This is a genomic window from Microbispora sp. CA-102843, from assembly GCF_050936215.1.
Lineage (GTDB): Bacteria > Actinomycetota > Actinomycetes > Streptosporangiales > Streptosporangiaceae > Microbispora.
Genome location: NZ_JBNJNF010000001.1, coordinates 8,452,519 through 8,477,885, shown reverse-complemented (window position 1 = coordinate 8,477,885; position 25,367 = coordinate 8,452,519). Strand labels below are relative to the sequence as shown.

Sequence of the window (25,367 nt, the reverse complement as noted above, 5' to 3'; positions counted from 1 at the left end):
ATGGCTCGTCTGAAGATCACCCAGACCCGGTCCAAGATCGGTGGTCAGCAGAACCAGCGTGACTCGCTGCGCTCGCTGGGTCTGAAGCGAATCGGCGACGTCGTCGTCAAGGAGGACCGCCCGGAGATCCGGGGCATGGTCGCCAAGGTGTCGCACCTCGTCGCGGTTGAGGAGGTCGACTAGTCATGACCGAGAACGCTCCGCTCAAGATTCACGACCTCCGTCCGGCCCCCGGATCCAACAAGGCCAAGACCCGCAAGGGCCGCGGCGAGGGCTCCAAGGGCAAGACGGCCGGCCGTGGCACCAAGGGCACCAGGGCCCGTACGTCAGTCATGCCGGGCTTCGAAGGTGGCCAGGTCCCGCTCCAGCGGCGGCTGCCGAAGCTGAAGGGCTTCTCCAACGCCCTGTTCAAGACGACCTACCAGGTCGTCAACCTGGACAGGCTCGGGGAGCTGTTCCCCCAGGGCGGCGACGTCACGCTCGACGACCTGGTGACCAAGGGTGCGGTCCGCAAGAACCAGCCCGTGAAGGTGCTGGGCACCGGCGAGATCTCCGTGGCGCTGAACGTGCAGGCGCACGCCTTCTCCGCCAGCGCGAAGGAGAAGATCGCCACGGCCGGTGGCTCGGTTTCCGAGCTGTAGGCATGACGCTGCACGAGGCGCGGAGGTTCGTTATGAGCCTCCGCGCCCGTAGTGCGTTAGAGTTCGCCTGGCACGGGGCTCCACCCGTGTCCGACCAAGCACTTTGGCAGGAAGACATGTCGATGGACGCCTTGCGGGCCATCACCGACCGTTACCGCGTCACTGGCGCGCAGGAGGGACCGTGCTGACCGCGATTACCCGGGCGTTCCGGACGCCGGACCTGCGCAAGAAGCTGCTCTTCACACTGGGCATCATCGTGCTGTTCCGGCTTGGCTCGGTGCTTCCCACTCCGGGCGTCAACGCCAAGAACGTGGCGCTGTGTCTTGAGCAGGCCCAGGCGGGAGACGCTGCCAACATCTACGGGATGGTGCAGCTCTTCAGCGGCGGCGCCCTGTTGAAACTTTCAGTGTTCGCGCTCGGCATCATGCCGTACATCACCGCGAGCATCATCCTGCAGCTGCTGACGGTGGTGATCCCCAGGCTTGAGGCCCTCAAGAAGGAGGGCCAGTCGGGCAATGCGAAGATCACGCAGTACACCCGTTACCTGACCATCGGGCTGGCGGTGCTGCAGTCGACCGCGTTCGTCGCGCTCGCCCGCAGCGGGCAGCTCTTCCAGAACTGTAACCAGGAGATCCTGCTCAGCCAGGACGTCTTCCCGCTGGTCACCATGGTCATCACGATGACCGCCGGCACCGCCGTGATCATGTGGCTGGGCGAGCTGGTGACCGACCGCGGCGTCGGCAACGGCATGTCGATCCTGATCTTCACTCAGGTCATCGCGGTGTTCCCGTCGGAGCTCGTGAACATCTTCCGGCAGAGCCCGTTCAAGTTCGTCGTCGTGATGATCGTCGGCGTTGTGATGATCGGCGTCGTCGTCTTCATCGAGCAGGCGCAGCGCCGCATCCCGGTGCAGTACGCCAAGCGGATGGTCGGCCGCCGGATGTACGGCGGCACCTCGACCTACATCCCGCTCAAGGTGAACCAGGCCGGCATCATCCCGGTCATCTTCGCCTCATCGCTGCTGTACCTGCCGCAGCTTCTGGTCACGCTGTTCGGCAACAGCCAGAAGCCCAACGCGGTGGTCGAGTGGCTGGCGCAGAACATGGTCAGGGGCGACCACCCCATCTACATGGCCACGTTCTTCCTGTTGATCGTGTTCTTCACCTACTTCTACGTGTCCATCACTTTCAACCCCCCTGAAGTGGCTGACAACATGAAGAAGTACGGTGGGTTCATCCCGGGCATCCGCCCGGGCCGGCCGACCGCTGAGTACCTGAGCTACGTGCTCAACAGGCTCACAGCCGCGGGCGCTCCGTATCTGGGTGTGATCTCGCTCATCCCGATCATCGCGCTGGCGGTGGCCGGAGCGAGCCAGAACTTCCCGTTCGGAGGGACCAGCATTCTGATCATGGTTGGTGTTGGTCTGGACACGGTCAAGCAGATCGAGAGCCAGCTTCAGCAGCGCAACTACGAGGGCTTCCTGAGATAGTGCGCGTCGTCCTGGTTGGGCCCCCCGGAGCGGGTAAGGGGACGCAGGCCCAGTTCATCGCTTCGCACCTGTCGATCCCGAAAATCTCGACAGGTGACATCTTCCGTGCCAATGTCTCCGGCGGCACGGAGCTCGGCAAGCTCGCCAAGGAGTACATGGACCGCGGCGACCTCGTCCCCGACGAGGTGACGGTGGCCATGGTCCGCGACCGGCTGTCGGAGGACGACGCGCAGGAGGGCTTCCTCCTGGACGGCTTCCCCCGCAACGTGCCCCAGGCAGAGGTCCTCAAGAAGATGCTGGCCGAGTTCGGCACGGCGCTCGACGTGGTCCTCAACCTGGTCGTCGAGGACGACGAGGTCGTACGCCGCCTGGCGGGGCGCCGTACGTGCCGCTCCTGCGGCAAGGTCTGGCATGTCGTGTTCGACCCGCCCGCCGTGGAGGACGTATGCGACGCCTGCGGCGGGGAGCTCTTCCAGCGGGACGACGACCGTGAGGAGACGATCAGGCGCCGCCTGGAGGTCTACCAGGAGCAGACGGCTCCGCTGATCTCGTTCTACGCCGACGAGGGGATCCTGCAGGGGGTCGACGCGACCGGGCCGGTCGAGGAGATCACCCAGCGGGCGATGTCGGCGCTGCGGCGGTTCGCCGACTGATTCATTACCGCGGCCGGGAACGCCACTCCACTCCATGGGGTGGCGTTCAGGCTTATATGGGACAATTTCGAGAGGGGGTGCGTTACGTGTTCAAGAAGAACCGGCACGGCATTCAGATCAAGAGCGCTGAGCAACTGGAGAAGATGCGCGCGGCCGGCCTGGTCGTCGCCCGGACGCTGGAACTGCTCCGGACGTCGGTCCGGCCCGGGATGACGCCGCTCGACCTCGACGCCATCGCCGAGGACGCCATCCGGGGCGAGGGCGCGATCCCGTCGTTCAAGGGCTACCAGGGCTTCCCCGCCACCATCTGCGCCTCCGTGAACGACGAGGTCGTCCACGGCATCCCCACCGACCGCCGCCCGCTCCGCGACGGCGACGTCATCTCGATCGACTGCGGCGCGATCCTCGACGGGTGGCACGGCGACTCGGCGATCACCGTGGGGATCGGCGAGGTCGACCCCGCGCTGACCGAGCTCATGCGGGTGACCGAGGAGGCCATGTGGCGCGGCATCGCCGCCCTGCGGGCCGGCGGGCACCTGTCCGACATCGGCCACCAGATCGAGCAGTACGTGCGTTCTCAGGGCCGCTACGGCATCCCCCAGGAGTACGGCGGGCACGGCATCGGCACCGAGATGCACATGGACCCCTGGGTGGCCAACCACGGCCGGCCGGGGCGCGGCCCCCGCTTCGAGGTGGGCATGTGCTTCGCCGTCGAGCCGATGGTGAACCTCGGCACGGACCGTACCAAGGTGCTGGCCGACGACTGGACGGTCGTGACGGCCGACGGCCGCGCGTCCGCCCACTTCGAGCACAGCGTCGCGGTGACGGAGAACGGCCCCCTGGTTCTCACGGCGCTCGACGGCGGGGCCTCCCGCTTCCCGGGCGTCGGCGCGGAGGCGGGGGAGACCGCCTGACCGCCACGCCCGCCCTGGCGGAACGTGCACCATAATGGTCGTATCGCTCGAACAGCCTGGAGATGGTGATGGCGGCAGCGCCTGAGATGCGGGCCTCCGACGGCGACCGGGACCGGGTCGCCGCGGCTCTGCGCGAGCACGTGGCCGAGGGCAGGCTCACCATCGACGAGTTCAACGAGCGGCTTGAGCAGGTCTACCAGAGCCGTACGTACGGGGAACTCGCCAAGCTCACCTCCGATCTGCCCGCGATCGACCTGCACCGGCTGCCCGCCGCCACCGAGTCCGTACAGCGGCCTCGTCCGGCTCGGCCTGACGACAAGGCGCGGGCCGGTCTGAAGGCCGCCTGGACCGCCTGGGCGGGCGCCAGCGCCGTGAACTGGATGATCTGGCTCATCGTCGGCGTCAGCTCGGGCCACTTCGTCTATCCGTGGCCCATGTGGGTCATGGGCCCCTGGGGCGTCATCCTCCTCATCAACACGCTGTCCGGAACGGCCGGGCGGTCTCGGCGCGGCACCTGAGTGTTCTTTGCCGGAGGACCGCCGTCGCGGGAGCCGCGGGCGGGTAGATGTCCGGTGTCGCGACGTACGGCCCCGCTCGGGCCGTGCCCCCGCGGTGATCAGGTCGCACCCACCCGGCCCGGCATTTCGGCGGTGCCGGGCGGGCGGGTGCGGCGGCTTCCCCCGGAATCGGCCTGAGGGAACGGGCCGACGCCGAATTGGCCGAACGCCCCCGCCGGGGGTACGCTGTGATCTGGTTGTGTAGGGACCCCTGCCGTCGTTTCGCAATTCGGCCCGGGTTGTCGTACACTCCTTTGTCGGTTCACTATGACCTTTGCGTTTAGGCGGCCTGGCTGGTCGCCGCTCTCTGGAAGCGCCCGAAGGTCGCGGCTGCTTAGTGTTCCGAAGCCTCAGACGATCCGATCACTGAAACGCGAGGGCCATGGCCAAGAAAGACGGCGCCATCGAGATTGAGGGCACTGTTATTGAGTCGCTCCCGAACGCCATGTTCAGGGTGCAGCTCGACAACGGCCACAAGGTCCTGGCCCACATCAGCGGGCGGATGCGGATGCATTACATCAGGATCTTGCCCGACGACCGGGTTGTCGTGGAGTTGAGCCCCTACGACCTTAGCCGTGGGCGGATCGTCTACCGGTACAAGTAGCCCCCCCGCCAGCGGGACGGGCCGTATGCGGAACGAATAAGGACTATGAAGGTCAAGCCGAGCGTCAAGAAGATCTGCGACAAGTGCAAGGTGATTCGCCGGCACGGTCGCGTCATGGTGATCTGCGACAACCTGCGCCACAAGCAGCGCCAGGGCTGAGCCTAGTTCTCAGTACGTCGCCACCAGGCCCCTGCTGAGTCCGTCCCCGTGACGGGCTCGACCCGCGTGAGGGCCGGACCAACGAAATCGCGTCACACACCCGCGCAGGCGGCGAAAGCCGTACCACGCGGGAGACCCCCGGTCGGAGGCCGGGGCCCTCGCCCGGGCATGGGAGGGGAAGTGTGGCGCAAGACCTCCGCCACACTGAAGGAGAATGCCCGACCATGGCTCGCCTGGTTGGCGTCGACCTCCCCCGCGACAAGCGGCTGGAGATCGCTCTCACCTACATTTTCGGAATCGGCCGCACCCGCGCCAAGGAGATCCTTGACGCGACCGGGATCAGCCCCGACCTGCGCGTCCACCAGCTCACGGACGCCGAGCTCGTCCCGATGCGTGACTACATCGAGGCGAACTACAAGATCGAGGGCGACCTCCGCCGCGAGGTTCAGGCCGACATCCGACGCAAGATCGAGATCGGCTGCTACCAGGGCATCCGGCACCGCAAGGGGCTGCCTGTCCACGGTCAGCGGACGCAGACGAACGCGCGCACCCGCAAGGGCAAGAAGAAGACCGTTGCCGGCAAGAAGAAGCCCGGCAAGAAGTAGTCCTTAGGCCCTGGCCCGCGGATCTCGCCGCAGTAGCGGTTGGAAGGTGCAGAGGGGCAGGGCAAGCAGCCACATTTCAGGAGTCAGCGCTTACATGCCGCCGAAGAGCCGCCAGGGCGCACCGAAGAAGGTGCGCCGCAAGGAAAAGAAGAACGTCGCTCACGGGCACGCCCACATCAAGAGCACGTTCAACAACACGATCGTTTCGATCACCGACCCGAACGGGAACGTGATCTCCTGGGCCAGCGCCGGCCACGTCGGGTTCAAGGGCTCCCGTAAGTCCACCCCGTTCGCCGCCCAGATGGCTGCCGAGAACGCCGCCCGCCGCGCCATGGAGCACGGCATGCGGAAGGTCGACGTCTTCGTCAAGGGCCCCGGCTCCGGCCGTGAGACCGCGATCCGTTCGCTGCAGGCGACCGGTCTCGAGGTCGGGTCCATCCAGGACGTGACCCCGGTCCCGCACAACGGCTGCCGTCCGCCCAAGCGCCGTCGCGTCTGAGCTCAGGAGAGTAGAAAGAAATGGCTCGTTACACGGGTCCGGACTGCAAGCTCTGCCGTCGTGAGAAGACGAAGCTCTTCCTCAAGGGCAAGAAGTGCGAGTCCGCCAAGTGCCCCATCGAGATCCGCCCGTACCCGCCGGGTGAGCACGGCCGCGGCCGTCCGAAGGAGTCGGAGTACCAGCTCCAGCTCCGTGAGAAGCAGAAGACCCGCCGGATCTACGGCGTCCTCGAGAAGCAGTTCCACAACTACTACGAGGAAGCCAACCGCAAGGCCGGCAAGACGGGTGAGAACCTGCTCCAGATCCTGGAGAGCCGCCTCGACAACGTGGTCTACCGCGCCGGTTTCGCCGAGTCGCGTGACGCGGCCCGCCAGCAGGTGCGCCACGGCCACTTCATCGTGAACGGCAGGAAGGTCGACATCCCGTCGTACCGCGTGCGCGAGCACGACATCATCGAGGTCCGCGAGAAGTCGCGCAACCTGCTCCCGTACGAGGTGGCCCGCGCGAGCGCCGGCGACAAGACGGTCCCGGCCTGGCTGGGCGTCTCCACCGAGAGCATGCGGATCCTCGTGCACCAGCTCCCGGTCCGCCAGCAGATCGACACGCTGGTCCAGGAGCAGCTGATCGTCGAGCTCTACTCCAAGTAGTAGGGCCCGGGCAGTTCATGACGCCGTACGGCCGGTACACTCCCGGCCGTACGGCATCATGGTTGTAGGCGAGCGGCGTCAAATAGCGGGCGTCGCCGTAACCCAGGGACCTCTCGTCCACCGTGACGGGGCCGTCCCGGATCCAGGAGATCCTGATGCTCATCGCACAGCGCCCGAGCCTCCAGGAGGAGTCGCTCGAGGAGCACCGGTCCAGGTTCGTCATCGAGCCGCTCGAGCCGGGCTTCGGCTACACCATCGGCAACTCGCTGCGGCGCACGCTGCTGTCCTCCATCCCGGGGGCGGCGGTCACCAGCATCCGCATCGAGGGCGTGCTGCACGAGTTCTCGACCGTGCCCGGGGTCAAGGAAGACGTCACCGACATCATCCTGAACCTCAAGTCGCTGGTCGTCTCGTCCGAGCACGACGAGCCCGTGGTGATGTACCTGCGCAAGCAGGGCCCGGGTGAGGTCACCGCCGCCGACATCGCGCCTCCGGCCGGTGTCGAGGTGCACAACCCCGACCTGCACATCGCCACGCTGAACGGCAAGGCGAAGCTGGAGATGGAGCTGACCGTCGAGCGCGGTCGCGGCTACGTCTCCGCCGCCCAGAACAAGCAGCCTGGCCAGGAGATCGGCCGGATTCCGATCGACTCGATCTACTCCCCGGTCCTCAAGGTCACCTACAAGGTCGAGGCCACCCGTGTCGAGCAGCGCACGGACTTCGACCGCCTGATCCTCGACGTCGAGACCAAGCCGTCCATGAAGCCCCGCGACGCGGTGGCCTCGGCCGGCAAGACCCTGGTCGAGCTGTTCGGCCTGGCCCGCGAGCTCAACGTCGAGGCCGAGGGCATCGACATCGGCCCGTCGCCGACGGACGCGGCTCTCGCGGCCGATCTGGCGCTGCCGATCGAGGAGCTCAACCTCACCGTCCGTTCCTACAACTGCCTCAAGCGCGAGGGCATCCACACCGTGGGTGAGCTCGTCGCCCGCAGCGAGCAGGACCTGCTGGACATCCGCAACTTCGGCGCCAAGTCGATCGAAGAGGTCAAGCAGAAGCTGCACGAGATGGGCCTGGCTCTCAAGGACTCCCCGCCCGGGTTCGACCCCTCCGCCGTCGCCGGTGGCGGGTACGACGACGAGGACGGCGGGTTCATCGAGACCGAGCAGTACTGATCGCCCGTCCGCGAGCAGCGGCACCACCGTCTCGTGCCGCCCTTCGGGGCGGCATGAGGCGGCGATGACAAGTCACGACCGGTACGCCGGTCGGCCCGACCCCGGTACCTGACACGGCCGGAGCGGGTTATCCATGAGGAGCATGAAATGCCCAAGCCCACCAAGGGCGCCCGCCTCGGCGGCAGCCCGGCCCACGAGCGGCTGATCCTGGCGAACCTCGCCACCTCGCTGTTCCAGAACGGCCGGATCACCACCACCGAGGCCAAGGCCAGGCGTCTCCGCCCGCTCGCGGAGAAGCTGATCACCAAGGCGAAGAAGGGCGACATCCACAACCGTCGCCAGGTGCTGACGGTCGTCCGCGACAAGGGCGTCGTCCACCACCTCTTCACCGAGATCGCCCCGACGTACGCCGAGCGTCCCGGTGGCTACACCCGGATCACCAAGCTCGGCCCGCGCAAGGGCGACGCCGCTCCGATGGCGGTCATCGAGCTGGTCACCGAGCAGCTGAACCCGGTCAGGGTCTCCCGTACGGCTCAGGCCGAGGCCGCTCCGGCCGCTCCGGCTGAGGTCGAGGAGACGCCGGCGGCGCAGGACGAGGCCGCCGAGAGCGCCACCGCCGAGGCCCCCGAGGCCGCCGCCGCGGAGGGCGACAAGAAGGACGAGGCCTGATCCCAGGCTCTGTGAGCGGGCTCAGTTTCCCTTCCGGGGACGCTGGGCCCGCTCTTCGTTTGTGCAGCGTACGAGGCACCGTACGAGGGATGGCGTGGAGCGAGAACTGCGGCTGAGGCTGGACCTGGGCTACGACGGCACGGACTTCTCGGGCTGGGCCCGCCAGCCCGGGCGGCGGACCGTGCAGGGAGAGATCGAGGACGCGTTGGGCCGGATCCTGCGTCTGGACGCCCCGCCGTCGCTCACCGTCGCGGGCCGCACCGACGCCGGCGTCCACGCGAGGGGACAGGTGGCGCACGTCGACCTCCCGCTCGCCGCGCTGGGCGCCGCCTCGTCCGGGCGCGCCCCCGTCCCCGCGGCCCCGGAAGAGGCGTGGGAGGAACGCGGCGCTGAGTGGCTCGCTGCGCTGACGAGGCGGCTGGCGGGTGTGCTGCCCCTCGACGTGCGGGTGCACGCCGTCAGCGTGGCGCCCGAGGGCTTCGACGCCCGGTTCTCCGCGCTGTCGCGCCGGTACGGCTACCGCGTCGGCGACGCCCCCGGCGGGGTCGACCCGCTGCGGCGGCGCGAGGTGCTGTGGTACGCCCGGCCACTGGACGTGGACCTGCTGAACGCGGCGGCCGCCCGCCTGCTGGGTGAGCACGACTTCGCCGCCTTCTGCCGCAGGCGCGAGGGCGCGACCACGATCCGTGAGCTGCTGCGGCTCGACTGGGTCAGGGGCGAGGACGGGATCCTCCTCGCGACCGTGGTCGCCGACGCCTTCTGCCACTCGATGGTCCGGGCGCTGGTCGGCTCGCTGCTGACCGTGGGGGAGGGCAGGCGGCCCGTCGACTGGCCAGGAGAGGTGCTGGCGAGAGCCGTACGGGACTCGGGTGTGCACGTCGCGCCCGCGCACGGCCTCACGCTTGAGGAGGTGCGCTACCCCGAGCCGGAGGAACTGGCGCGGCGGGCCGCCGCCACCCGCCGGGTGCGCACCCTGAGCCCCTGAAGCCGAAGCCCCTGACGCCGAATTCCCTGACGCCGTGCGACTCCCTGCTCTGATCGCCGGGGGTGTGGCGGCGCGTGGTCCCCGTGGGGGAGGCCACGCGCCGGATCGTCAGCGTGCGGCGCGCTTCTCGATCACCTTCGCCATGTTGTCCCGGAATGCGCCGCTGATCGGCGCGAGGTTCTTGTCGTTCGCGTCCGGCGTGTGCCCGTCGGCGTAGGTGGCGTAGCTGAACACGATGTAGCGTCCCCACACCATGCCGGCGGCGTAGCCCCCGGAGATCGACACCTTGTCCGCGCTGCTCGCCTGGTCGCCGTTGAGGCCGCGGAACCAGACGTTCGCGCTGAGATCCTTGGCCTGGTCGACGGCGAGGGCCTCGGTCTTGCCGGGCAGCACGGCGATGCCCGTGGTCACCGCGAACTGGCGCTTGCCGTCCACGTAGGTGGCCCTGAGCACCCTGCGGCACTGCTGCTCGGTGAGGGCCTGCGCGAACGCGCCCGCCGCCGCCTTCTCGCAGTCGTCGGTCACGTCGACCTTGACCCGGCGGTACGTCCGCCCCGCCAGCGTCACCTTCTCGTCCGGGAACGCCTCTCCCGGCTTGAGGGTCTTGGGGTCGGTCTGCTCCGAGTCGAGGATGGCGGAGGCGATCGTGGAAACCGGCTGCGGCTCGTCGGAGGGGGGCGGCGCCGTGGTGGCCGCCGGCGTACGGGCGGCCTGGTCGCCGTCAGGCTCGCCCGAGTACGCGAAGTAGGCCGCGGTGCCGATCGCCCCCACGACGACCACCGCTCCGGCGGCCATCAGGATCCGCTTGACCTTCCCACCGGAGGGGGGAGGGCCGGTGGGGTTCAGCGTCGCGGGGAGGTTGCCCTCCGGGGAGAGGCCGCCGGGGTCAGAGGGATTCGGCCCGAATCCGGGTGGAGGAGCCGGCTTGCCCGCCTTGGCCGGTATCACGGGCGTGAACGCGAACGGGGTCTCACCGGTCGGCTGCGAGGGCGAACCGGTCGTGGGAGAGGTTGTCGCCATCTGTCCTGAACTGGGGTCGGGGGAGTCCGCCCCGGTGGCGCCGTCGCTCGCGGACGGACCCGTGGGCGGCGTGTCGGATGACGCCGCGCCCGAGGGCGCGGCGGATGGCGGGACATCCGAGGGGAACGTCGCGGAGGGCGACTGGGACGGTGACTGAGACGCGGTCTGATCCTGTGTCTCGTCCTGTCTCCCCAGTGGTGTCCCGGACGGTGCGCTGTCGTACGCCTGACCAGGCGCGTTCGATGTCTGCGTGGGCGCTTGGAACGGCTCATCGAGCTGAGGCGGGGACAGCGGCTGTGTCGTCCTGTCGAAGGGCACGGGCTGCGGCTCGCTGTGCGGAGCGCTCTGTTCGGAGTGCGCGAGAGCCTGGCCGGGTTCGTACGGTGCGCCGGGCATCGGGAACCCCTCGACCGGGGTCACCGCATGGGCGATCTCGGCCCCGAAGCCCCCGGGCGGCCCGGCGTGACCCGGCGCGGAAGGATACGACGCCGGCGCGTCCGGTGGCGGAACGCTCCCCACGGGAGCGTCCTGCGCGGAACCGCCCGGCGCACCCGCCTCCGCGGGCTCGGCGGCGTGCGCGCCTGTCTGTCCTGGTCCTTCGGCGGGCGAACCACCGGCAGGCGGGTACACGCCACCGGGCAGCGTGCGCTCGTCCGCAGGCACACCGGCGTGATGCGGCGAGGCCGCGGGCGTGCCGATGTGGTCGGGTGCGCCTGTGTAATCCGGTGCGCCTGTGTAATCCGCTGTGCCTGTGTAATCGGGCGCGCCGGCGTGGCCGGGCGTGCCGGTGGGAGTGAGCGGGTCGCCGGACGGGCCCTCGGGCGCCTGCGGCGCGCCGGGCTCGCTCTGGTAGGCGTTCGTCGGGGGCCAGGAGGTGCCCGCGGGCGCCTCCCCCTGCGGGTAAGGCTCGCCCGGCAGCCGTGGCGGCCACACGGCCACGTCGCCGGGCTCCCCGGGACGGATCGACTCCGGCTGCATGGCATGGATTCCCGGACCGGGCTGGGGCGGTGCGCCATACGGCGCCCCGGGCTCGGCGGCGCCGGAAGCGTGCGGCCCGTACTGCGGCGGGCCGGCGGGTGGATACCCCTGGTGGGGCGCCTGCGCCTGGGGCCAGGCCTCCCCGCCGGACGGCTGCCCGGCGCCGGGGGCGGGCCCCCACTCGGGGAACGACGGCACGCCGGGCGCCGTCTCGCCGGGCTGCGCGGCCCAGGGGCCACCCGCGTTCTGCTGATCCGGCCCGTACGCGGCCGGTGTCGCGGGGGCGCCTCCGGGCTGCGACCAGGCGGCGGACCCGGCCGAGTCGTGCCAGGGCCTGCCGTGAGATCCCTCGTCGTACGGCGAGGGGGAGCCGCCGAAGGCGCCGGGCGCGGCCGGTTCGCCGGCTCGCGGGGGCTGCCACGAGCCGGGGCCGGCGCCACCCGTCCCGGCCTGCATGGAGCCCTGCGACCACTGCGACTCGTTGCCGGAGTAGGGCCAGGAGGTGACCCCGCCGGACTGTGCTCCTGGCTGGGGGTCTGAATGTGTTCCAGGCGGTGCGCCGGGATCACCGACGGGGGCCGGCCACATGTGCGGGGCTCCTCCGCCCGCAGAGGGCGGCTCCTGCTGCCACGGCTGCGGGGCCGAGCCCGGGGGCGGTGGTTCCCAGGCCGGCGTTCCAGGGCCATGCGGAGGCCACGGCTGCGCCCCCGCGTCGGCCTGCGGCTGCCATGCCGGGTTGACCCCCTCTGCCGGCGGCTGCCATGCCGCGGGGTTCGCTCCTTCCGCCGGCGGTTGCCAGGCGTGCGTCCCGGGGCCATATGCGGGCTGCTGGGGCCCGGTGCCCGCTCCGGGGCCGTACGCGGGCTGCTGCGGGCCGGGGGGCGGGGGAGTCTGCGGGTACGCGGGGCCGCCCGCGCCCTGAGCGGGGTGCCAGGGCGGCTGCCCGGGATGCCAGGACGAGGCCTCCGGGCCCGGAGGGTGCTCCCAGCGCACGGCGTTCGGGTCGGCCGGGGGCTGCCAGGCAGGGACGCCCTGGCCCTCCGGCTGCCACGAGGGCGCGCCCGGGCCAGGCATGGGCGGTCGCGGACCGGCGGCGTGCTCCGCCGGAGGCTGCCACGGAGGAGTGACCGGAGCCGGGGGCTGCCATGCGGGCGGGCCGTACCCGGGATGCTGCTGGTTGCCCTGGCCGGGCTGCTGCCACGAGTGGATTCCCTGGCCCTCCGGCTGCTGCCAGGAGGGCGGCGCGGCGCCGTACGCGGGCTGCGGCGGCACGGCACCGTGACTGGCTCCGTGGCCGGCTCCGGGATGCGGCTCGCCGGGCGCGGGCCCGCCAAAGGCCTCGTCGCCGGGACGGCGCGGCGCGGGAAGAGCCCCGGCGTCGCCCGGAACGCCGGCGTTCCCCGGAACACCGGCGTCTCCGGGCACACCGGCGTTTCCCTGCAGGCCGGGCGCGGCCGGCGGAGGGCCGTACGCCGGAACGGCCCTGAAGCTGTTCGTGCTCTCCGGGTCGTCGGCCGGCGGTTCCGGTGCCCTGAGGCCGCCGGGGAGGCCGTACCTGGTGGGGTAGGGCACGGTGGGCGGCCGGTCCGCCGCACCGGCGGCGTCCGGGGCCCAGGCCGTGCCGTCGTCCGCGGGAGGCTGCCCGTACCCGGGCGGCGGGGTCTGGCCGAAGCTCGGAGGTGGCGTCGGAGGTGTCGCCGAGCCTTCGGCGTCCGCCTCGCCGCGGGCCCACGCCGTTTCGTGTTCGTGCTCGGAACCGGAATCCTTGCCACGCATAGCCGGAAGCGTAACGGCGCGGGCGCGATTGGCGTGCCCCTATGGGCGTTTCGGTCCGTGCCGCCCCGGGTCGCCCACCGCCTCCCACCTCAGTGAATGCCTGGCCTCAGCTGGGGCCACCGGTCAGGGAACGGGTGTCGAGGGCAGGGAAAACAGTCGAGTCGGTGACGTCCACCGCGGTCTGGTAGAGCCGTTTCAGCTCGTTCTTGGCCGGTTTATGGCCGTCCTTGAACTGGAACCACAGCAGCACCGCATAGTGGCCGTGGGTCCAGCCGCCCGCGTACGCCTCGCCGGTGCCGAGGTGCTTGGTGGCCTCGTCCTTGCCCGGCAGCGGCTTGAGGTAGTCCTTGCGCTCGCCGCCGCCTCCGGCGGAGGCGACCTTCTTCGCCGCGGCGGAGGTCCTGAGGTTGGCGATGCCCACGGTGCCGATGACGGTGCCCTTGGCGTCCGCGAAGCTCGCCCGCAGCAGCTGCGTGCATCCGCCCGCCTTGAGCGCCTTCGTGATCTTGTCTCCGGTGACGCCGTCCGCGCACTTCTTCTCCCTGCGCGACACGGTCCGGACGTACGACCGCTTGTTCTTGACGAACTTGCCCTTGCCGAACAGCTCCCGCAGGGACAGCGGCCTCTTGTCGGTCGCCCGCGAGGCCGTGTAGCCGAACTTGCCGAGAGGGCCCTCGGAGACGATCGGCGAGGGGCGGGTGGTGGGCGACGGAGCCGCGACCGGCGGCTTCTCGTTGCGTGCGGCGTACCACAGGCCGGTGAACAGCGCCCCGATCAGGGCCAGCAGGGCGAGGCCGAGGGCCCAGGGGCGACGCCACAGGGGACCCTTCGCGTCCGGATCCCACGCGGGCTCCGGCGGCGGAGGCACCTGCGGCGCCGTCGGCTGCCGCCGCGCGTCCCAGTCGCCACCCGCCTGCCCGCCCGATGGGGACGCGTACGGGCCGGACGCGAGCTCCTCCACCCGAGGCGGGCTCTCCTGCTCGTACGGCCCGCGCCCGGCGTACGGCGGCTGCTCGGGCGGGTGCTGCTGGTAGGGCTGGTAGGGCGCCTGCTCGCGGGCATACGGCGATTGCTCGCGGGCATACGGCGACGGTTCACGCTGGTAGGGCGCCTGTTCGTGTTCATATGGCGATTGCTCGCGGGCGTACGGCGACTGCTCGCGCTGGTACGGCGGCTGGCCCCCGCCGTAGGGGGGCGCGTCGCGACGGCCGGCGAGGGGCGAGTCGTCCCCGCCGGAGTACGGCGGCAGGTCCCGCCTGCGGGGATCCGGGGGATGATGCGGCGGAGGTGGTTGCTGGTCGCCGGGATAACCCATGGCGCTGAGATTAGTCGGCTATTTGGACAGATGAGGAAGCGTCAGGAATACCCGAAGTCCTCGGTCCACCACGGGCCGCCCTCGCCCGTGCTCACGCCGACCCCGGTCGCGACCAGGCGGCAGTCGAGCAGCGTGGCGCGGTCGCTCCGCCCGGCCATCCAGCCGCGTACGACCGCCTCGGCGGTCTGGTAGCCCCTGGCGATCGTCTCGGCCCCGCCGTCGGAGTAGCCCGCCGCGCCCATGCGGTCCCAGGGAGAGGCGCCCCCGGGGGAGCTGTGCCGGAAAAGCCTGCTCGACGCCATCTCGTCCGAGTGCGCGCGTGCGGACTCCACCAGGCGGGGGTCCACGCGCAGGGGCCGGCAGCCGTGTCTGCGGCGCTCGCCGTTGACCAGGCGCACGACCTCGGCCTCCATCGAGGCGGACCGCATCGAGTCGGCGTCGTACGCGTCGCCGCCGCCGTCCGTCCCTGGCGTGAGAACGGTGTGCCGCGAGCCGCTGTCGGAACCGTCGATCAGCGTGGAGGGCGGCCTTTCCTTCCTGGGCCGGCGCTGCGGCACCTGCCGGGGGACGACCGGAGCCACGGTGCGCAGCACGTGGTCGAGGGTGGGCCGGTTGCGCGGCACCGCGCCCGCCGCGCTCGCGCGCGATGAAGGGGACGGCTCCGACTTGCGCAGGTAGACGTCGTCGATCTCACTCGACCTGGCGCTCATCCTGCCGATCACGACGCCGGTGAGCAGAATGGCCACCGCGCACGCCAGCAGACCCATCTGAGTCCCCCGTAGGGGGCCACGGAAGGTGCGATTTTTGTGAGGGGTCTGCCACATACCGCAGCCAAATATAGGGATCTGCGCCATGGGGAAGAAGAGGCGATTGGGTATGGATTTGATGAACGTTCAAATGAGTCGTTCCAATGCCTCGCGCCTCTTGTTGTTTTGACCAGGCGGCATCGGGTCGGTAGTCTGCTAGTTCGTTGTGTGTGGATCGGTCTGTCCGCAGACCGGTGCACGGCGCGTCCGGCGTCTTCTCCCGTACATGTGGAGACGGAGGTTGTCGCCGTGCCTGCGCAACCTACCGAGAGTTCACATTCCGACAGAAGGCACTGCCGTGCGCACGTTCTCACCGAAGCCCAACGACGTCGAACGTCAGTGGTACGTCATCGACGCGACCGACGTCGTACTCGGCCGGCTGGCCAGCCAGGTGGCGACCCTGCTTCGCGGAAAGCACAAGCCGATCTTCGCTCCGCATGTCGACACGGGTGACTTCGTCATCGTCATCAACGCCGACAAGATCGCCCTGAGCGGCAACAAGCTCGAGCAGAAGAAGGCGTACCGCCACTCGGGCTACCCCGGCGGTCTGCGCTCCGTCAGCTATGGCGAGCTCATGGAGAAGCGTCCGGACCGGGCCGTCGAGAAGGCCGTCCGTGGCATGCTTCCCAAGAACGCCCTGGGCCGGAAGATGGGCAAGAAGCTCAAGGTCTACGCCGGCGCCGAGCACCCGCACCAGGCCCAGCAGCCGGTGCCCTTCCAGATCACCCAGATCGCCCAGTAATCGCGAGCCAGGAAAGTTAAGAGGAGAACCGTGGCCGAGCCCACCGGTATCGAGACGCTCGTCGAGGGCGAGCCGGAAGACTACTCCGCGGAGGAGTTCCCCTCCGAGTACACCACCGAGTCCGCCCCCGCCGGCGAGGGCGCCGTGCGCAAGCCCGTCACCACGGGCAACTCGTACGGCACCGGCCGCCGCAAGGAGGCCATCGCCCGTGTCCGCATCGTGCCGGGCACCGGCAAGTGGACGATCAACGGCCGCTCGCTGGAGAGCTACTTCCCGAACAAGGTCCACCAGCAGCTGATCAACGAGCCGTTCGTCGTGCTGGGCGCCGAGGACGCGTTCGACGTCATCGCCCGCATCGACGGCGGTGGCGTGACCGGCCAGGCCGGCGCGCTGCGCATGGGCCTGTCCCGCGCGCTCGCCGTCCTGGACGCCGAGGTCAACCGCCCGCCGCTGAAGAAGGCCGGCTTCCTCACCCGTGACGCCCGCGCCACGGAGCGGAAGAAGTACGGCCTCAAGAAGGCCCGTAAGGCTCCGCAGTACAGCAAGCGTTAATGTCGCGAGAGCCCGTAGGCGCCCCCTCAGGGGGGCGCCTCTTCGGCACCGACGGGGTACGTGGGGTCGCCGGGCGCGACCTCACCGCGGAACTGGCCATGGACCTGTCCGTGGCCGCCGCGCATGTGCTCGGCGACGCCGGGGCGTTCCACGCCAGTGTCGGGCGGCGCGGCCGCCCGATCGCCGTCGTAGGCCGGGACCCGCGGGCTTCAGGAGAGTTCCTGGAGGCCGCCGTGGTCGCCGGCCTCGCGTCGTCGGGCGTGGACGTCCTGCGGCTCGGCGTGCTGCCCACCCCGGCGGTCGCCTACCTGACCAACGCGCTGGGAGCCGACCTCGGCGTCATGCTCTCCGCGTCGCACAACCCCGCGCCGGACAACGGCATCAAGTTCTTCACCCGGGGCGGCTACAAGCTGCCCGACGCGGTGGAGAACGAGATCGAGCAACGGCTCGGGGAGAAGTGGGACCGTCCGGTCGGCGCGTCCGTCGGCCGGGTCCGTGAGGCGTACGGCGAGGCCGACCGATACGTCTCTCACCTGCTGACCACCCTGCCCAACCGCCTCGACGGGCTGCGGGTCGTCGTCGACTGCGCGCACGGCGCGGCGCACATGGTCGCACCGGAGGCGCTGCTGCGCGCCGGCGCGGCCGTGGAGACCATCGGCGCCGCCCCGGACGGGTTGAACATCAACGACGGTGTGGGCTCGACCCATCTGACCGCCCTGCGGGAGGCCGTCGTCGAAAGCGGCGCCGACCTGGGCATCGCCTATGACGGCGACGCCGACCGCTGCCTCGCCGTCACCGGCGTGGGCGATGAGATCGACGGTGACCAGATCATGGCGATCCTGGCCCTGTCGATGCACGCCGACGGCCGCCTCGCCAAGGACACGGTCGTCGCGACGGTCATGTCCAACCTGGGGTTCAAGCTCGCCCTGCGGGAGGCCGGCCTGTCCGTGGTGGAGACCGCGGTCGGCGACCGGTACGTCCTGGAGGCGATGCAGGACGGCGGCTACACCCTCGGCGGCGAGCAGTCCGGTCACGTGATCATGCTGGATCACGCCACGACTGGGGACGGCCTGCTCACCTCGCTCCACCTGATGGCCGAGGTGGCCCGGCAGGGCCGCTCCCTCGCCGACCTCGCGTCGGCGATGACGAAGCTGCCGCAGGTGCTCGTCAACGTGCGGGACGTGGCGAAGTCGAAGGCGTCCGCTCCCGAACTGCGGGCGGCGGTGGCCGAGGCGGAGGCCGAGCTCGGGGAGACCGGCCGCGTGCTGATCCGCCCGAGCGGCACCGAGCCCATGATCCGGGTCATGGTCGAGGCCGCGTCGCACGACCAGGCCAAGGCCGTGGCGGACCGCCTCGCGGAGGTCGTCCGCGAGGTCTGCGTCTGACGCACGACTCTTGAGAACCCCGCCGGGCGCATGCCCGGCGGGGTCTCTTATTGGAGGCCCTTCTCAATTGCGTAATGTGCGCGTAACACTGATGCATGTCTTATTTGACCGGTGTTCGGTCGGGGGCGTTAAGGGGTCGTGACAAGGAGTCGGACGCACTCCGCGCGCTGATGGACCGCGCCCGGGCCGGTGCGGGCGGATGCCTGCTCATCCTCGGCGGACCGGGTGCGGGCAAGACAGCACTGCTCGACCTCGCCGCCGCGCACGCGGGCGTCGGCGCCCCGGACGAGCAGGGGTTTCTCGTGCTCCGCACCCAGGGTGTCAGCGGCGAGACCGACCTGCCGTACGCCGGGCTGCACGCCCTGCTCCGCCCGATGGCGGACCGGCTGGACGCGCCGGATCCGGTGCCGGCGGCCGACTCGCGGATGCTCGCCGAGACGCTGCGGACCGGATCCGGCACGGGCGGCCTGGCGCTGCCCGCCGCGCTGCTGCGGCTCCTGCAGACCGCCGGGCGCCCGGTGCTGGTGTGCGCCGACGACCTCCAGTGGCTCGACGCCCCCAGCCGGGAGGCGATCTGTTTCGTGGCCCGCCGGGTGCGGACGGCCCCCGTCGCCGTGGTGCTCGCCTCCGCGGCGCCCGGCACGGCCCCCGGCGACCTGCCGCCGCTGCCGCTCGCCCCGCTCGACGAGCGGGCGTCCCTGCAGGCGCTCGACGACCTCGTCCCCGAAGGTCTCCCGGGGGACCTGCGCGCCGCGCTGGTCCGGGCGGCCCGGGGCAACCCGCTCGCGCTGGCCGAACTCGCCGGCTCGCTGACCGACGCGCACCGCGAGGGCTCGGCGCCGCCGCCCGAGACGCCGCCGCGCGGCGGGCGGCTGTGGCGGGCGCACGCCGACCGGCTCCGCGGCCTGCCCGCCGACACCGCCGACCTCGTCCTGCTGGTCGCGGCCGATCCCGGCATCGACGCGGTCACGCTGGTGCGCGCGGCGGAGTCGCGGTCCGGGCTGGCGGCCCTGGAGGCGGCGGAGATCGCGGGCGTCGTCGTCGAGTCGCCGGACGGCGGCTTCGACCTCGCCGACCCGATCCTGCGGCACGTGGCGTACGCCGAGGCGTCCCTCGCCCGGCGGCGGGCCGCCCACCGCCTGCTGGCGAGCCTTCTCGACAGTGTTTCCGGCGGGGAGCACCAGCGGCTGCGGCGGGCCTGGCACCGCGCCGCCGCCCTCGACGGTCCCCCCGACAGGCTCGCCGAAGACCTCGTACGGGCGCTCGCGGCGGCTCCGAAGGCGGCGGCCTTCCCCGAACCGTTCCGCGTCCTCGAACGGGCGGCCGAGCTCACCGGGCAGGGCGAGGCCAAGGCCGCGCGGCTGGCCGCCGCCGCCCGGCACGCCTGGCAGGCGGGACAGCCGCAGCGGGCGAGGTCGCTGCTGTCCCGGATCGACACGCTCGCGGCCGGCGCCGAGGTGCGCGGCCGTGCCGAACTGGTCAGGGGCAGCCTGGAGTTGCGCGCGGGCAAGACCGACAGCGCCTGCGACACGCTGCTCGCGGCCGCTGAGCGGCTGCTGCGCACCGACCGCGAGCAGGCCGTGCGCGCGCTGGTCCGGGCGGGCGAGGCGAGCTACCTGGCGGGGGACAACCGCCGGTTCCTGGCGATCGCGCGGCGGGCCGAGACCCTGCGGCGGCCCGACGACGACCACGTCACACGCCTGGCGCTGGAGTATCTCGCGGGCATGGCCGCGACGTTCCGGGGCCGGCACCGTGAGGCGACCGCCTCGCTGCGCCGCGTCGCCACCGAGGTGATGGTGCCGCCCTCGGCTGGCAGCCCCTCGGTGCTCGTATGGGGCGGCGTCGCGAGCCTCCTGCTCGGCAACGGCGCCGACGCGCTCACCCTGGCGTCCCGGGCGGTCGAGGTGGCGCGTGCCCACGGCGCGGTCGCCAGCATGCCGCAGATGCTGGAGATCCTGATCCAGGCCCAGCTGTGGAGCGGCCGTTACGACGCGGTCGCGGCCAACGCCATGGACGGCCTGCGCCTGGCACAGGAGACGGGCCGGGCCACCAGCGGCGCCCAGCACCTCGCCTGGCTCGCGTTCACCGCCGCCGTCGCGGGCGACGAGGAGACCTGCGCCCTGCGGGCGGCGCGGGCCGTCGAACTGGCCGCCGCCCATGGCGTCAGCGTGGCCGAGGCGCTCGGCACGCTGGCACTGGCCCATCTCGACGTCGCGGCGAACCGCCACGCCGACGCCGTGAACCGATTGCGCACGGTGGCCCGCACCGGGGACCCCCTCGTCGTACGGGTGATGGCGACGCCGCTGCTCGTCGAGAGCGCCGTACGCACCGGGGACATGGCTCAGGCGCGGGACGCGCTGGTCATGCTGGACCGCTGGGCCGACAGCACCCGCGACCCCGACCGGCTGGCGCTGGCGGCACGCTGCCACGCGCTGCTCGCGCCCCCGGCCGAGGCCGGGGAGCGCTTCACGCAGGCGCTGGAACTGCACCGTCAGGGGGCGTGCGCGTTCGAGACCGCGCGCACGCGGCTGCTGTACGGCGGCATGCTCCGGCGGTCGCGCCGCCCCGGCGCCGCCCGCGAGCACCTGCACGGCGCCCTGGAGACGTTCGAACGGTACGGCGCCCGCCTGTGGAGCGAGCACGCCCGCGCGGAGCTGCGGGCGGCCGGGGAGTCGGTGCGGCCCTCGGGTTCCCGCTCCGAGGCCGGCCGGCTGCTCACGGCGCAGCAGTTCCAGATCGCCACCCTCGTGGCGGAGGGCGCGACGAACCGCGAGGTGGCGGCCCGGCTGTTCATCAGCCCGCGCACCGTGGAGCATCACCTGAGGAACATCTTCGCCAGGCTCGGCGTGCGCTCCCGGGTCGAACTGGCCCGCCTCCTGTCGTGAGGCCGGTGATTTGCGGGGGCCGGTGATTTCACCGATGCGCGTACGGGTTTGACGGCGCGACAGTGACGGCGGTCAAACCGTTCGCGGGAACCGGCCCGCGCGGCCGGTCCCACTCCTACCCCCAGGGAGTGCACCGACGTGCCGACACACCCCCCAACCCCACTCCTGCGACGCATGTCCGCCGCGCTCACGACGCTGACGCTCGTCGTGCTGCTCGCACTGGCCGGCGGCCTCACCGCTCCCGCCGCCCACGCCGCCTCCGTACACGGCCCCGACCCCACCGACGCGCTGCTCGAGGCGTCGCGCGGGCCGTACGCGACCGCGCAGATCGACGTGTCGTCTCTGTCCGTGAGCGGTTTCGGCGGCGGGACCATCTACTACCCGACCACCACGTCCGAGGGGACGTTCGGCGGCGTGGCCGTCGCCCCCGGTTACACGGCCGACAAGTCCAGCCTCGCCTGGCTGGCCGCCCGGCTCGCCTCGCACGGCTTCGTGGTGTTCAACATCGACACGCTGACGCGGCTCGACCAGCCCGACAGCCGGGGCCGGCAGCTCCTGGCCGCGCTCGACTACCTGACCCAGCGCAGCTCGGTGCGTAGCCGGGTGGACGCGACCAGGCTCGGCGTCATGGGTCACTCGATGGGCGGCGGCGGCACGCTGGAGGCCGTCGCCGACCGGCCGTCCCTGCGGGCCGCGGTCCCGCTGACGCCGTGGAACCTCGACAAGACCTGGTCGGGTGTGCAGACCCCCACGCTGATCATCGGTGCGGACAACGACACGGTCGCGCCGGTCGCCTCGCACGCGGTGCCCTTCTACACCAGCCTGCCCTCGTCGCTCGACAAGGCGTACCTGGAGCTCAACAACGCCACCCACTTCGCGCCGAACACGACCAACACCACCATCGGCAAGTACGCCGTGGCCTGGATGAAGCGGTTCGTCGACGACGACACCCGCTACAGCGGGTTCCTCTGCCCCGGCCCGAGCAGCGGCCTGACCGTCGAGGAGTACCGCAGCACCTGCCCGTTCTGATGTCTCACCGGCGTACGGACGGCCACCGATCGCGGCGGCCGTCCGTACGTCACTGTCCGGGCATCGGGTGAGGTCAGGGGAGGACGCCTGCGGGGCCGTGGACGCCGTGACGCAGGCGGGCGGCGTCCTTGCTGGGGGGTGCGCCGAACTGGCGGCGGTATTCCCGGCTGAACTGTGACGGGTTGTCGTAGCCGACGCGGTGGCCGACTCCGGTGACGTCGCCCGGATGGGTGGCGAGCAGCAGGCGGGCCTCCTGCAGCCGGATCTGCTTCTGGAACTGGATGGGGCTCATCGCGGTCACCGCCTGGAAGTTGCGGTAGAAGGCGGAGACGCTCATGCCGGACAGCCGTGCCAGGTCCTCGACCCGGAAGGGTTGCGCGTAGTGCTCGCGGATCCAGCGCACGGCCCGCGAGATGTGGCTGAGGCCGCTGTCGGCGAGGCCGAGCTGGCGAACCGTCGCACCCTGCTCGCCGGTGATCACACGCCACAGAATCTCGCGCTTGATCAGCGGGGCCAGCACGGCCCGGTCGCGGGGCTCGTCGAGCAGGCGCAGCAGCCGGACCACCGCGTCGAGCAGTGGAGCCGGTGCGTCGCTGACGACGATGCCCGGCGCCGCGCCTCCACTGGTGGGGGGAGTGTCTCCGGGCCCGGCCCGCAGCAGCAACTCGGCGACGGCGGACGGTTCCAGGATGAGACCGAAGCCCAGCGCCGGCCGCTCGGGGTCCGCCTGGGTGAACTGCCCGGTGACCGGCAGGTCGACCGACGCGACCAGGTACTGCCCGGCGCCGTACTCGAAGATCCGGTCGCCCAGCGCGAGGCGTTTGGCGCCCTGGGCGATGACCGCCAGCACGGTGCCCGACATCGAGGGCGCCGGCGGATCCGACCGGTCGACCTTCGAGATGAGGACGCCGTCGATGGCGGTGGTGCCGTCGGGCCGGGCATGCCGGGCCAGCAGGGCGCGGAGCTCTTCGAGGCGCATGCGGCCATTGCAGCACGATTCCGTGCTCTTGCTCCCATGACCGAGAGGATCGTGCAAGCACCGAAGAGCATCGTTCTAACGTTTCCGCAGGTCACGCCGGTTCAATGGAATCACCTGGTTCCACAACCGAAGAAGAGGGCATCTGTGATCGTCAACTACGGCTTCGCCGCCACCCTGACCGCCAGGCCCGGAATGGGCGACCGGCTGGTCGACGTGCTGCTCAGCGGTCTGGACGAGGGCAGCCCCGGCGCGAGCGAGCACTGCGTGGTCTACCTGGTCTCCCGTTCCGCGTCCGACCCCGACGTCGTCCACGTCATCGAGGGCTGGGCCAGCGAGGAGGACCACCACCGGATCTTCGCCGGCGAGGCTGCCCAGGCCATCGTTGCGCGGATCGGCGGCCTGCTGGCCAAGGAGTCCGAGTACACCGACCACGTCCCGGTGCGCGGCAAGGCCGCCTTCTGACCCTGCCGATCGCTCAGCGGCCCTCTCCCCGCCCCACCGTCCGGCACCACCCTGCGAAAGGCAGTGACCATGACCCCGGCACGACCCGACCTGGACCCCGAACTGCGTGAGCTGCTGGCCGACATGCCCCTCATGTCCCAGCTCAACCCGGAAGTGCTTGCGCAGCTGCGCCGGCTCCCGTCTATACCCGTGGATACCCTCCTCGCAGACCGGCAGGTCGACCGGTGCGAGGTCACCGTGCCCGCCGCGGACGGCGCCCCGATCCCCCTGTCGGTCTTCAGCCCCGCGGACGCCGCCCGCACCACAGCTGCGCCCTGCGTCTACTGGATCCACGGCGGCGGGATGGTCATGGGCGACCGCTTCTCGCAGATCGACATCCCGCTGGAGTGGCTCGACCGGTTCGGTGCGGTCGTGGTGTCCGTGGAGTATCGGCTCGCGCCGGAGGCCACCGGCACCGCCCTGGTCGACGACTGCTACCGGGGACTGCTCTGGATCGCCGAGCACTCCGCCGAACTGGGCATCGACCCCGCCCGGATCGTCGTCGCGGGCGCCAGCGCGGGCGGCGGCCTCGCCGCCGGCCTCACCCTGCTGGCCCGCGACCGCGGCACCCCGCCGATCGCCGCGCAGATGCTGATCTGCCCCATGCTCGACCACCGCAACGTCAGCACGTCGAGCCGCCAGTTCTCCGGCGGGCCCGGCGTCTGGACCCGAGAGATGAACGAGTTCGGATGGCACTCGGTCCTCGGTGACCTCACCGGCGACGAGGTGCCCCCGTACGTCTCACCCGCGCTGGCGGACGACCTGTCGGGCCTGCCGACCACCTACGTCGACACCGGCTCCGCCGAGGTCTTCCGTGACGAGGACGCCGACTACGCCACCCGCATCTGGGCGGCCGGCGGCCAGGCCGAACTGCACGTCTGGGCGGGCGGCTTCCACGGATTCGACGCCCTGTATCCGCAGGCGCGGATCTCGGCCACGGCCCGCCGTACGCGCACCGACTGGCTCGCCCGAGTCCTGTCCCCGGGCTCCGCCGCCGAGTTCACTCGCTGACACCTACGACCACACACAGGAGAAGAACAATGAAGGTCGCCATCGTCACCGGCGCCAGCTCCGGCATCGGACGGAGCGCCGCAATCGAGATCGCCAAGCGCGGAACCGGAGTCATCCTGACCTACGGAAACAACTCGCGAGGAGGACTGGAGACGGTCGCCGCCATCGAGAAGGAGGGCGGGAGCGCCGTCGCACTGCCGCTGGACGTCGGCGAGACCGGCACCTTCGCGGCCTTCCGCGACACGGTGACCGACGTGCTGCGCGACACGTGGCAGCGCGACACCTTCGACTACCTGGTGAACAACGCCGGCGCCGCGGAGGCGTCGTTGATCGAGGACACGACCGAGGAGACGTTCGACAGGCTCATGCGGGTCCTGCTCAAGGGACCGTACTTCCTCACGCAGAGGCTGCTGCCCCTGATGGCGGACGGCGGGGCCATCGTCAACACGAGCAGCAGCTCGGTGGCGAAGGCCGGCCTGGAGCCCGGCTACTCCGCCTACGCGTCGATGAAGGGCGGCCTGGTTGTGCTGACCCGCTACATGGCCAAGGAGTTCAGCACGCGGGGCATCCGCGTCAACGCCGTCTCACCGGGTCCGACCCGCACCCGGCTCGGCGACGACGCCTTCACCCGATTCCCCGAGGTCGTCCCGGCCCTCGCCGCGAGGACCGCGCTCGGCCGGGTCGGCGAACCCGCCGACGTCGGCGCGGTGATCGCCACACTGGTCTCCGACGAGAGCCGCTGGGTCACCGCCCAGAACATCGAGGTGTCGGGCGGCTTCAACCTGTAGAGCTTC

General features: G+C 71.1%; 26 protein-coding genes. 22 read left to right on the top strand and 4 right to left on the bottom strand.

What is annotated here, in order from left to right:
* The 14 genes from rpmD (at position 1) to truA (ending at position 9,594) form a co-directional block, all read left to right on the top strand.
* Positions 1 to 183, top strand: a complete 183-nt coding sequence (gene rpmD / locus ACQEVJ_RS39050; RefSeq protein ID WP_169951803.1) for a 50S ribosomal protein L30 — start codon at positions 1 to 3, stop codon at positions 181 to 183.
* A gap of 2 nt (positions 184 to 185) precedes the next feature.
* Positions 186 to 641: a 50S ribosomal protein L15 gene (gene rplO / locus ACQEVJ_RS39045; protein WP_433109720.1), complete on the top strand. Its 456-nt coding sequence runs from the start codon at positions 186 to 188 to the stop codon at positions 639 to 641.
* 181 nt (positions 642 to 822) lie between these two features.
* Positions 823 to 2,130: a preprotein translocase subunit SecY gene (secY, locus tag ACQEVJ_RS39040; RefSeq protein ID WP_433113212.1), complete on the top strand. Its 1,308-nt coding sequence runs from the start codon at positions 823 to 825 to the stop codon at positions 2,128 to 2,130.
* The gene (locus ACQEVJ_RS39035) at positions 2,130 to 2,783 is read left to right on the top strand and encodes an adenylate kinase (protein WP_433109719.1); all 654 of its coding nucleotides are present in this window, start codon (positions 2,130 to 2,132) and stop codon (positions 2,781 to 2,783) included. Before secY ends, ACQEVJ_RS39035 begins: the two co-directional genes overlap by 1 nt.
* Before the next feature lie 86 nt (positions 2,784 to 2,869).
* Positions 2,870 to 3,697, top strand: coding sequence for a type I methionyl aminopeptidase (gene map, locus ACQEVJ_RS39030; RefSeq protein ID WP_433109718.1), 828 nt, complete (start codon positions 2,870 to 2,872; stop codon positions 3,695 to 3,697).
* A gap of 68 nt (positions 3,698 to 3,765) precedes the next feature.
* Complete coding sequence (locus ACQEVJ_RS39025) at positions 3,766 to 4,215, top strand: DUF1707 SHOCT-like domain-containing protein (RefSeq protein WP_433109717.1); 450 nt, start codon at positions 3,766 to 3,768, stop codon at positions 4,213 to 4,215.
* A 421-nt stretch (positions 4,216 to 4,636) separates the two neighbouring features.
* The gene (gene infA, locus ACQEVJ_RS39020; protein WP_030508344.1) at positions 4,637 to 4,858 is read left to right on the top strand and encodes a translation initiation factor IF-1; all 222 of its coding nucleotides are present in this window, start codon (positions 4,637 to 4,639) and stop codon (positions 4,856 to 4,858) included.
* A gap of 45 nt (positions 4,859 to 4,903) precedes the next feature.
* Entirely contained in the window at positions 4,904 to 5,017 is a 114-nt protein-coding gene (gene rpmJ / locus ACQEVJ_RS39015) for a 50S ribosomal protein L36 (RefSeq protein ID WP_003956441.1), read from the top strand.
* Positions 5,018 to 5,241: 224 nt separating this feature from the next.
* Entirely contained in the window at positions 5,242 to 5,622 is a 381-nt protein-coding gene (rpsM, locus tag ACQEVJ_RS39010) for a 30S ribosomal protein S13 (protein ID WP_030508345.1), read from the top strand.
* A 94-nt stretch (positions 5,623 to 5,716) separates the two neighbouring features.
* Positions 5,717 to 6,121, top strand: a complete 405-nt coding sequence (rpsK, locus tag ACQEVJ_RS39005) for a 30S ribosomal protein S11 (RefSeq protein WP_020542285.1) — start codon at positions 5,717 to 5,719, stop codon at positions 6,119 to 6,121.
* Positions 6,122 to 6,141: 20 nt separating this feature from the next.
* Positions 6,142 to 6,768, top strand: a complete 627-nt coding sequence (gene rpsD, locus ACQEVJ_RS39000; protein ID WP_433109716.1) for a 30S ribosomal protein S4 — start codon at positions 6,142 to 6,144, stop codon at positions 6,766 to 6,768.
* Between the two features lie 155 nt (positions 6,769 to 6,923).
* Positions 6,924 to 7,940 carry a DNA-directed RNA polymerase subunit alpha gene (locus tag ACQEVJ_RS38995; protein WP_363639215.1) on the top strand — a complete coding sequence of 339 codons (1,017 nt, stop codon included), beginning with the start codon at positions 6,924 to 6,926 and terminating at the stop codon, positions 7,938 to 7,940.
* 147 nt (positions 7,941 to 8,087) lie between these two features.
* Positions 8,088 to 8,609: a 50S ribosomal protein L17 gene (gene rplQ / locus ACQEVJ_RS38990; protein ID WP_433109715.1), complete on the top strand. Its 522-nt coding sequence runs from the start codon at positions 8,088 to 8,090 to the stop codon at positions 8,607 to 8,609.
* Between the two features lie 94 nt (positions 8,610 to 8,703).
* Entirely contained in the window at positions 8,704 to 9,594 is an 891-nt protein-coding gene (truA, locus tag ACQEVJ_RS38985) for a tRNA pseudouridine(38-40) synthase TruA (RefSeq protein ID WP_433109714.1), read from the top strand.
* 108 nt (positions 9,595 to 9,702) lie between these two features.
* Here the strand turns inward: truA and ACQEVJ_RS38980 are convergent, their stop codons facing one another.
* From ACQEVJ_RS38980 to ACQEVJ_RS38970, 3 genes are all read right to left on the bottom strand, one after another.
* Complete coding sequence (locus tag ACQEVJ_RS38980) at positions 9,703 to 13,368, bottom strand: hypothetical protein (RefSeq protein WP_433109713.1); 3,666 nt, start codon at positions 13,366 to 13,368, stop codon at positions 9,703 to 9,705.
* 106 nt (positions 13,369 to 13,474) lie between these two features.
* The gene (locus ACQEVJ_RS38975; protein ID WP_433109712.1) at positions 13,475 to 14,683 is read right to left on the bottom strand and encodes a hypothetical protein; all 1,209 of its coding nucleotides are present in this window, start codon (positions 14,681 to 14,683) and stop codon (positions 13,475 to 13,477) included.
* A gap of 41 nt (positions 14,684 to 14,724) precedes the next feature.
* Positions 14,725 to 15,450: a CAP domain-containing protein gene (locus ACQEVJ_RS38970; protein WP_433109711.1), complete on the bottom strand. Its 726-nt coding sequence runs from the start codon at positions 15,448 to 15,450 to the stop codon at positions 14,725 to 14,727.
* 337 nt (positions 15,451 to 15,787) lie between these two features.
* Here ACQEVJ_RS38970 and rplM point away from each other — a divergent pair, with 337 nt between their 5' ends.
* From rplM to ACQEVJ_RS38945, 5 genes are all read left to right on the top strand, one after another.
* Positions 15,788 to 16,231 carry a 50S ribosomal protein L13 gene (gene rplM / locus ACQEVJ_RS38965; protein WP_433109710.1) on the top strand — a complete coding sequence of 148 codons (444 nt, stop codon included), beginning with the start codon at positions 15,788 to 15,790 and terminating at the stop codon, positions 16,229 to 16,231.
* Positions 16,232 to 16,261: 30 nt separating this feature from the next.
* Positions 16,262 to 16,783 carry a 30S ribosomal protein S9 gene (rpsI, locus tag ACQEVJ_RS38960; RefSeq protein ID WP_433109709.1) on the top strand — a complete coding sequence of 174 codons (522 nt, stop codon included), beginning with the start codon at positions 16,262 to 16,264 and terminating at the stop codon, positions 16,781 to 16,783.
* Positions 16,783 to 18,168 (top strand): phosphoglucosamine mutase, encoded by a 1,386-nt coding sequence (glmM, locus tag ACQEVJ_RS38955; RefSeq protein WP_433109708.1) that lies wholly within the window; start codon positions 16,783 to 16,785, stop codon positions 18,166 to 18,168. The genes rpsI and glmM overlap by 1 nt, the downstream gene beginning before the upstream one ends.
* A 95-nt stretch (positions 18,169 to 18,263) precedes the next feature.
* Positions 18,264 to 21,053, top strand: a complete 2,790-nt coding sequence (locus ACQEVJ_RS38950) for an AAA family ATPase (protein ID WP_433109707.1) — start codon at positions 18,264 to 18,266, stop codon at positions 21,051 to 21,053.
* Between the two features lie 174 nt (positions 21,054 to 21,227).
* The gene (locus ACQEVJ_RS38945; protein ID WP_433109706.1) at positions 21,228 to 22,082 is read left to right on the top strand and encodes an alpha/beta hydrolase family protein; all 855 of its coding nucleotides are present in this window, start codon (positions 21,228 to 21,230) and stop codon (positions 22,080 to 22,082) included.
* A 73-nt stretch (positions 22,083 to 22,155) separates the two neighbouring features.
* On the opposite strand, the gene ACQEVJ_RS38940 is transcribed toward ACQEVJ_RS38945, so the two are convergent.
* Positions 22,156 to 23,061, bottom strand: a complete 906-nt coding sequence (locus tag ACQEVJ_RS38940) for an AraC family transcriptional regulator (protein WP_433109705.1) — start codon at positions 23,059 to 23,061, stop codon at positions 22,156 to 22,158.
* A 144-nt stretch (positions 23,062 to 23,205) separates the two neighbouring features.
* Between ACQEVJ_RS38940 and ACQEVJ_RS38935 the strand changes: the two genes are divergently transcribed.
* The 3 genes from ACQEVJ_RS38935 (at position 23,206) to ACQEVJ_RS38925 (ending at position 25,361) form a co-directional block, all read left to right on the top strand.
* Positions 23,206 to 23,523 (top strand): putative quinol monooxygenase, encoded by a 318-nt coding sequence (locus ACQEVJ_RS38935; protein WP_433109704.1) that lies wholly within the window; start codon positions 23,206 to 23,208, stop codon positions 23,521 to 23,523.
* A gap of 69 nt (positions 23,524 to 23,592) precedes the next feature.
* Positions 23,593 to 24,573 carry an alpha/beta hydrolase gene (locus tag ACQEVJ_RS38930; protein WP_433109703.1) on the top strand — a complete coding sequence of 327 codons (981 nt, stop codon included), beginning with the start codon at positions 23,593 to 23,595 and terminating at the stop codon, positions 24,571 to 24,573.
* 29 nt (positions 24,574 to 24,602) lie between these two features.
* Positions 24,603 to 25,361 (top strand): SDR family NAD(P)-dependent oxidoreductase, encoded by a 759-nt coding sequence (locus ACQEVJ_RS38925; RefSeq protein ID WP_433109702.1) that lies wholly within the window; start codon positions 24,603 to 24,605, stop codon positions 25,359 to 25,361.
* Positions 25,362 to 25,367: the final 6 nt, after the last annotated feature.

What these genes read in the sequence shown, in the direction of transcription:
- rpsD (WP_433109716.1), top strand. Translation starts at nt 6,142, where the DNA reads ATGGCTCGTTACACGGGTCCGGACTGCAAGCTCTGCCGTCGTGAGAAG.
- ACQEVJ_RS38940 (WP_433109705.1), bottom strand. Translation starts at nt 23,061, where the DNA reads ATGCGCCTCGAAGAGCTCCGCGCCCTGCTGGCCCGGCATGCCCGGCCC.
- ACQEVJ_RS38975 (WP_433109712.1), bottom strand. Translation starts at nt 14,683, where the DNA reads ATGGGTTATCCCGGCGACCAGCAACCACCTCCGCCGCATCATCCCCCG.
- infA (WP_030508344.1), top strand. Translation starts at nt 4,637, where the DNA reads ATGGCCAAGAAAGACGGCGCCATCGAGATTGAGGGCACTGTTATTGAG.
- ACQEVJ_RS39025 (WP_433109717.1), top strand. Translation starts at nt 3,766, where the DNA reads ATGGCGGCAGCGCCTGAGATGCGGGCCTCCGACGGCGACCGGGACCGG.
- glmM (WP_433109708.1), top strand. Translation starts at nt 16,783, where the DNA reads ATGTCGCGAGAGCCCGTAGGCGCCCCCTCAGGGGGGCGCCTCTTCGGC.
- ACQEVJ_RS38925 (WP_433109702.1), top strand. Translation starts at nt 24,603, where the DNA reads ATGAAGGTCGCCATCGTCACCGGCGCCAGCTCCGGCATCGGACGGAGC.
- rpmD (WP_169951803.1), top strand. Translation starts at nt 1, where the DNA reads ATGGCTCGTCTGAAGATCACCCAGACCCGGTCCAAGATCGGTGGTCAG.
- rplQ (WP_433109715.1), top strand. Translation starts at nt 8,088, where the DNA reads ATGCCCAAGCCCACCAAGGGCGCCCGCCTCGGCGGCAGCCCGGCCCAC.
- ACQEVJ_RS38930 (WP_433109703.1), top strand. Translation starts at nt 23,593, where the DNA reads ATGACCCCGGCACGACCCGACCTGGACCCCGAACTGCGTGAGCTGCTG.
- ACQEVJ_RS38950 (WP_433109707.1), top strand. Translation starts at nt 18,264, where the DNA reads ATGTCTTATTTGACCGGTGTTCGGTCGGGGGCGTTAAGGGGTCGTGAC.
- ACQEVJ_RS38980 (WP_433109713.1), bottom strand. Translation starts at nt 13,368, where the DNA reads ATGCGTGGCAAGGATTCCGGTTCCGAGCACGAACACGAAACGGCGTGG.
- rpmJ (WP_003956441.1), top strand. Translation starts at nt 4,904, where the DNA reads ATGAAGGTCAAGCCGAGCGTCAAGAAGATCTGCGACAAGTGCAAGGTG.
- ACQEVJ_RS38995 (WP_363639215.1), top strand. Translation starts at nt 6,924, where the DNA reads ATGCTCATCGCACAGCGCCCGAGCCTCCAGGAGGAGTCGCTCGAGGAG.
- rplO (WP_433109720.1), top strand. Translation starts at nt 186, where the DNA reads ATGACCGAGAACGCTCCGCTCAAGATTCACGACCTCCGTCCGGCCCCC.
- ACQEVJ_RS38970 (WP_433109711.1), bottom strand. Translation starts at nt 15,450, where the DNA reads ATGGGTCTGCTGGCGTGCGCGGTGGCCATTCTGCTCACCGGCGTCGTG.
- rpsM (WP_030508345.1), top strand. Translation starts at nt 5,242, where the DNA reads ATGGCTCGCCTGGTTGGCGTCGACCTCCCCCGCGACAAGCGGCTGGAG.
- rpsK (WP_020542285.1), top strand. Translation starts at nt 5,717, where the DNA reads ATGCCGCCGAAGAGCCGCCAGGGCGCACCGAAGAAGGTGCGCCGCAAG.
- ACQEVJ_RS38945 (WP_433109706.1), top strand. Translation starts at nt 21,228, where the DNA reads ATGTCCGCCGCGCTCACGACGCTGACGCTCGTCGTGCTGCTCGCACTG.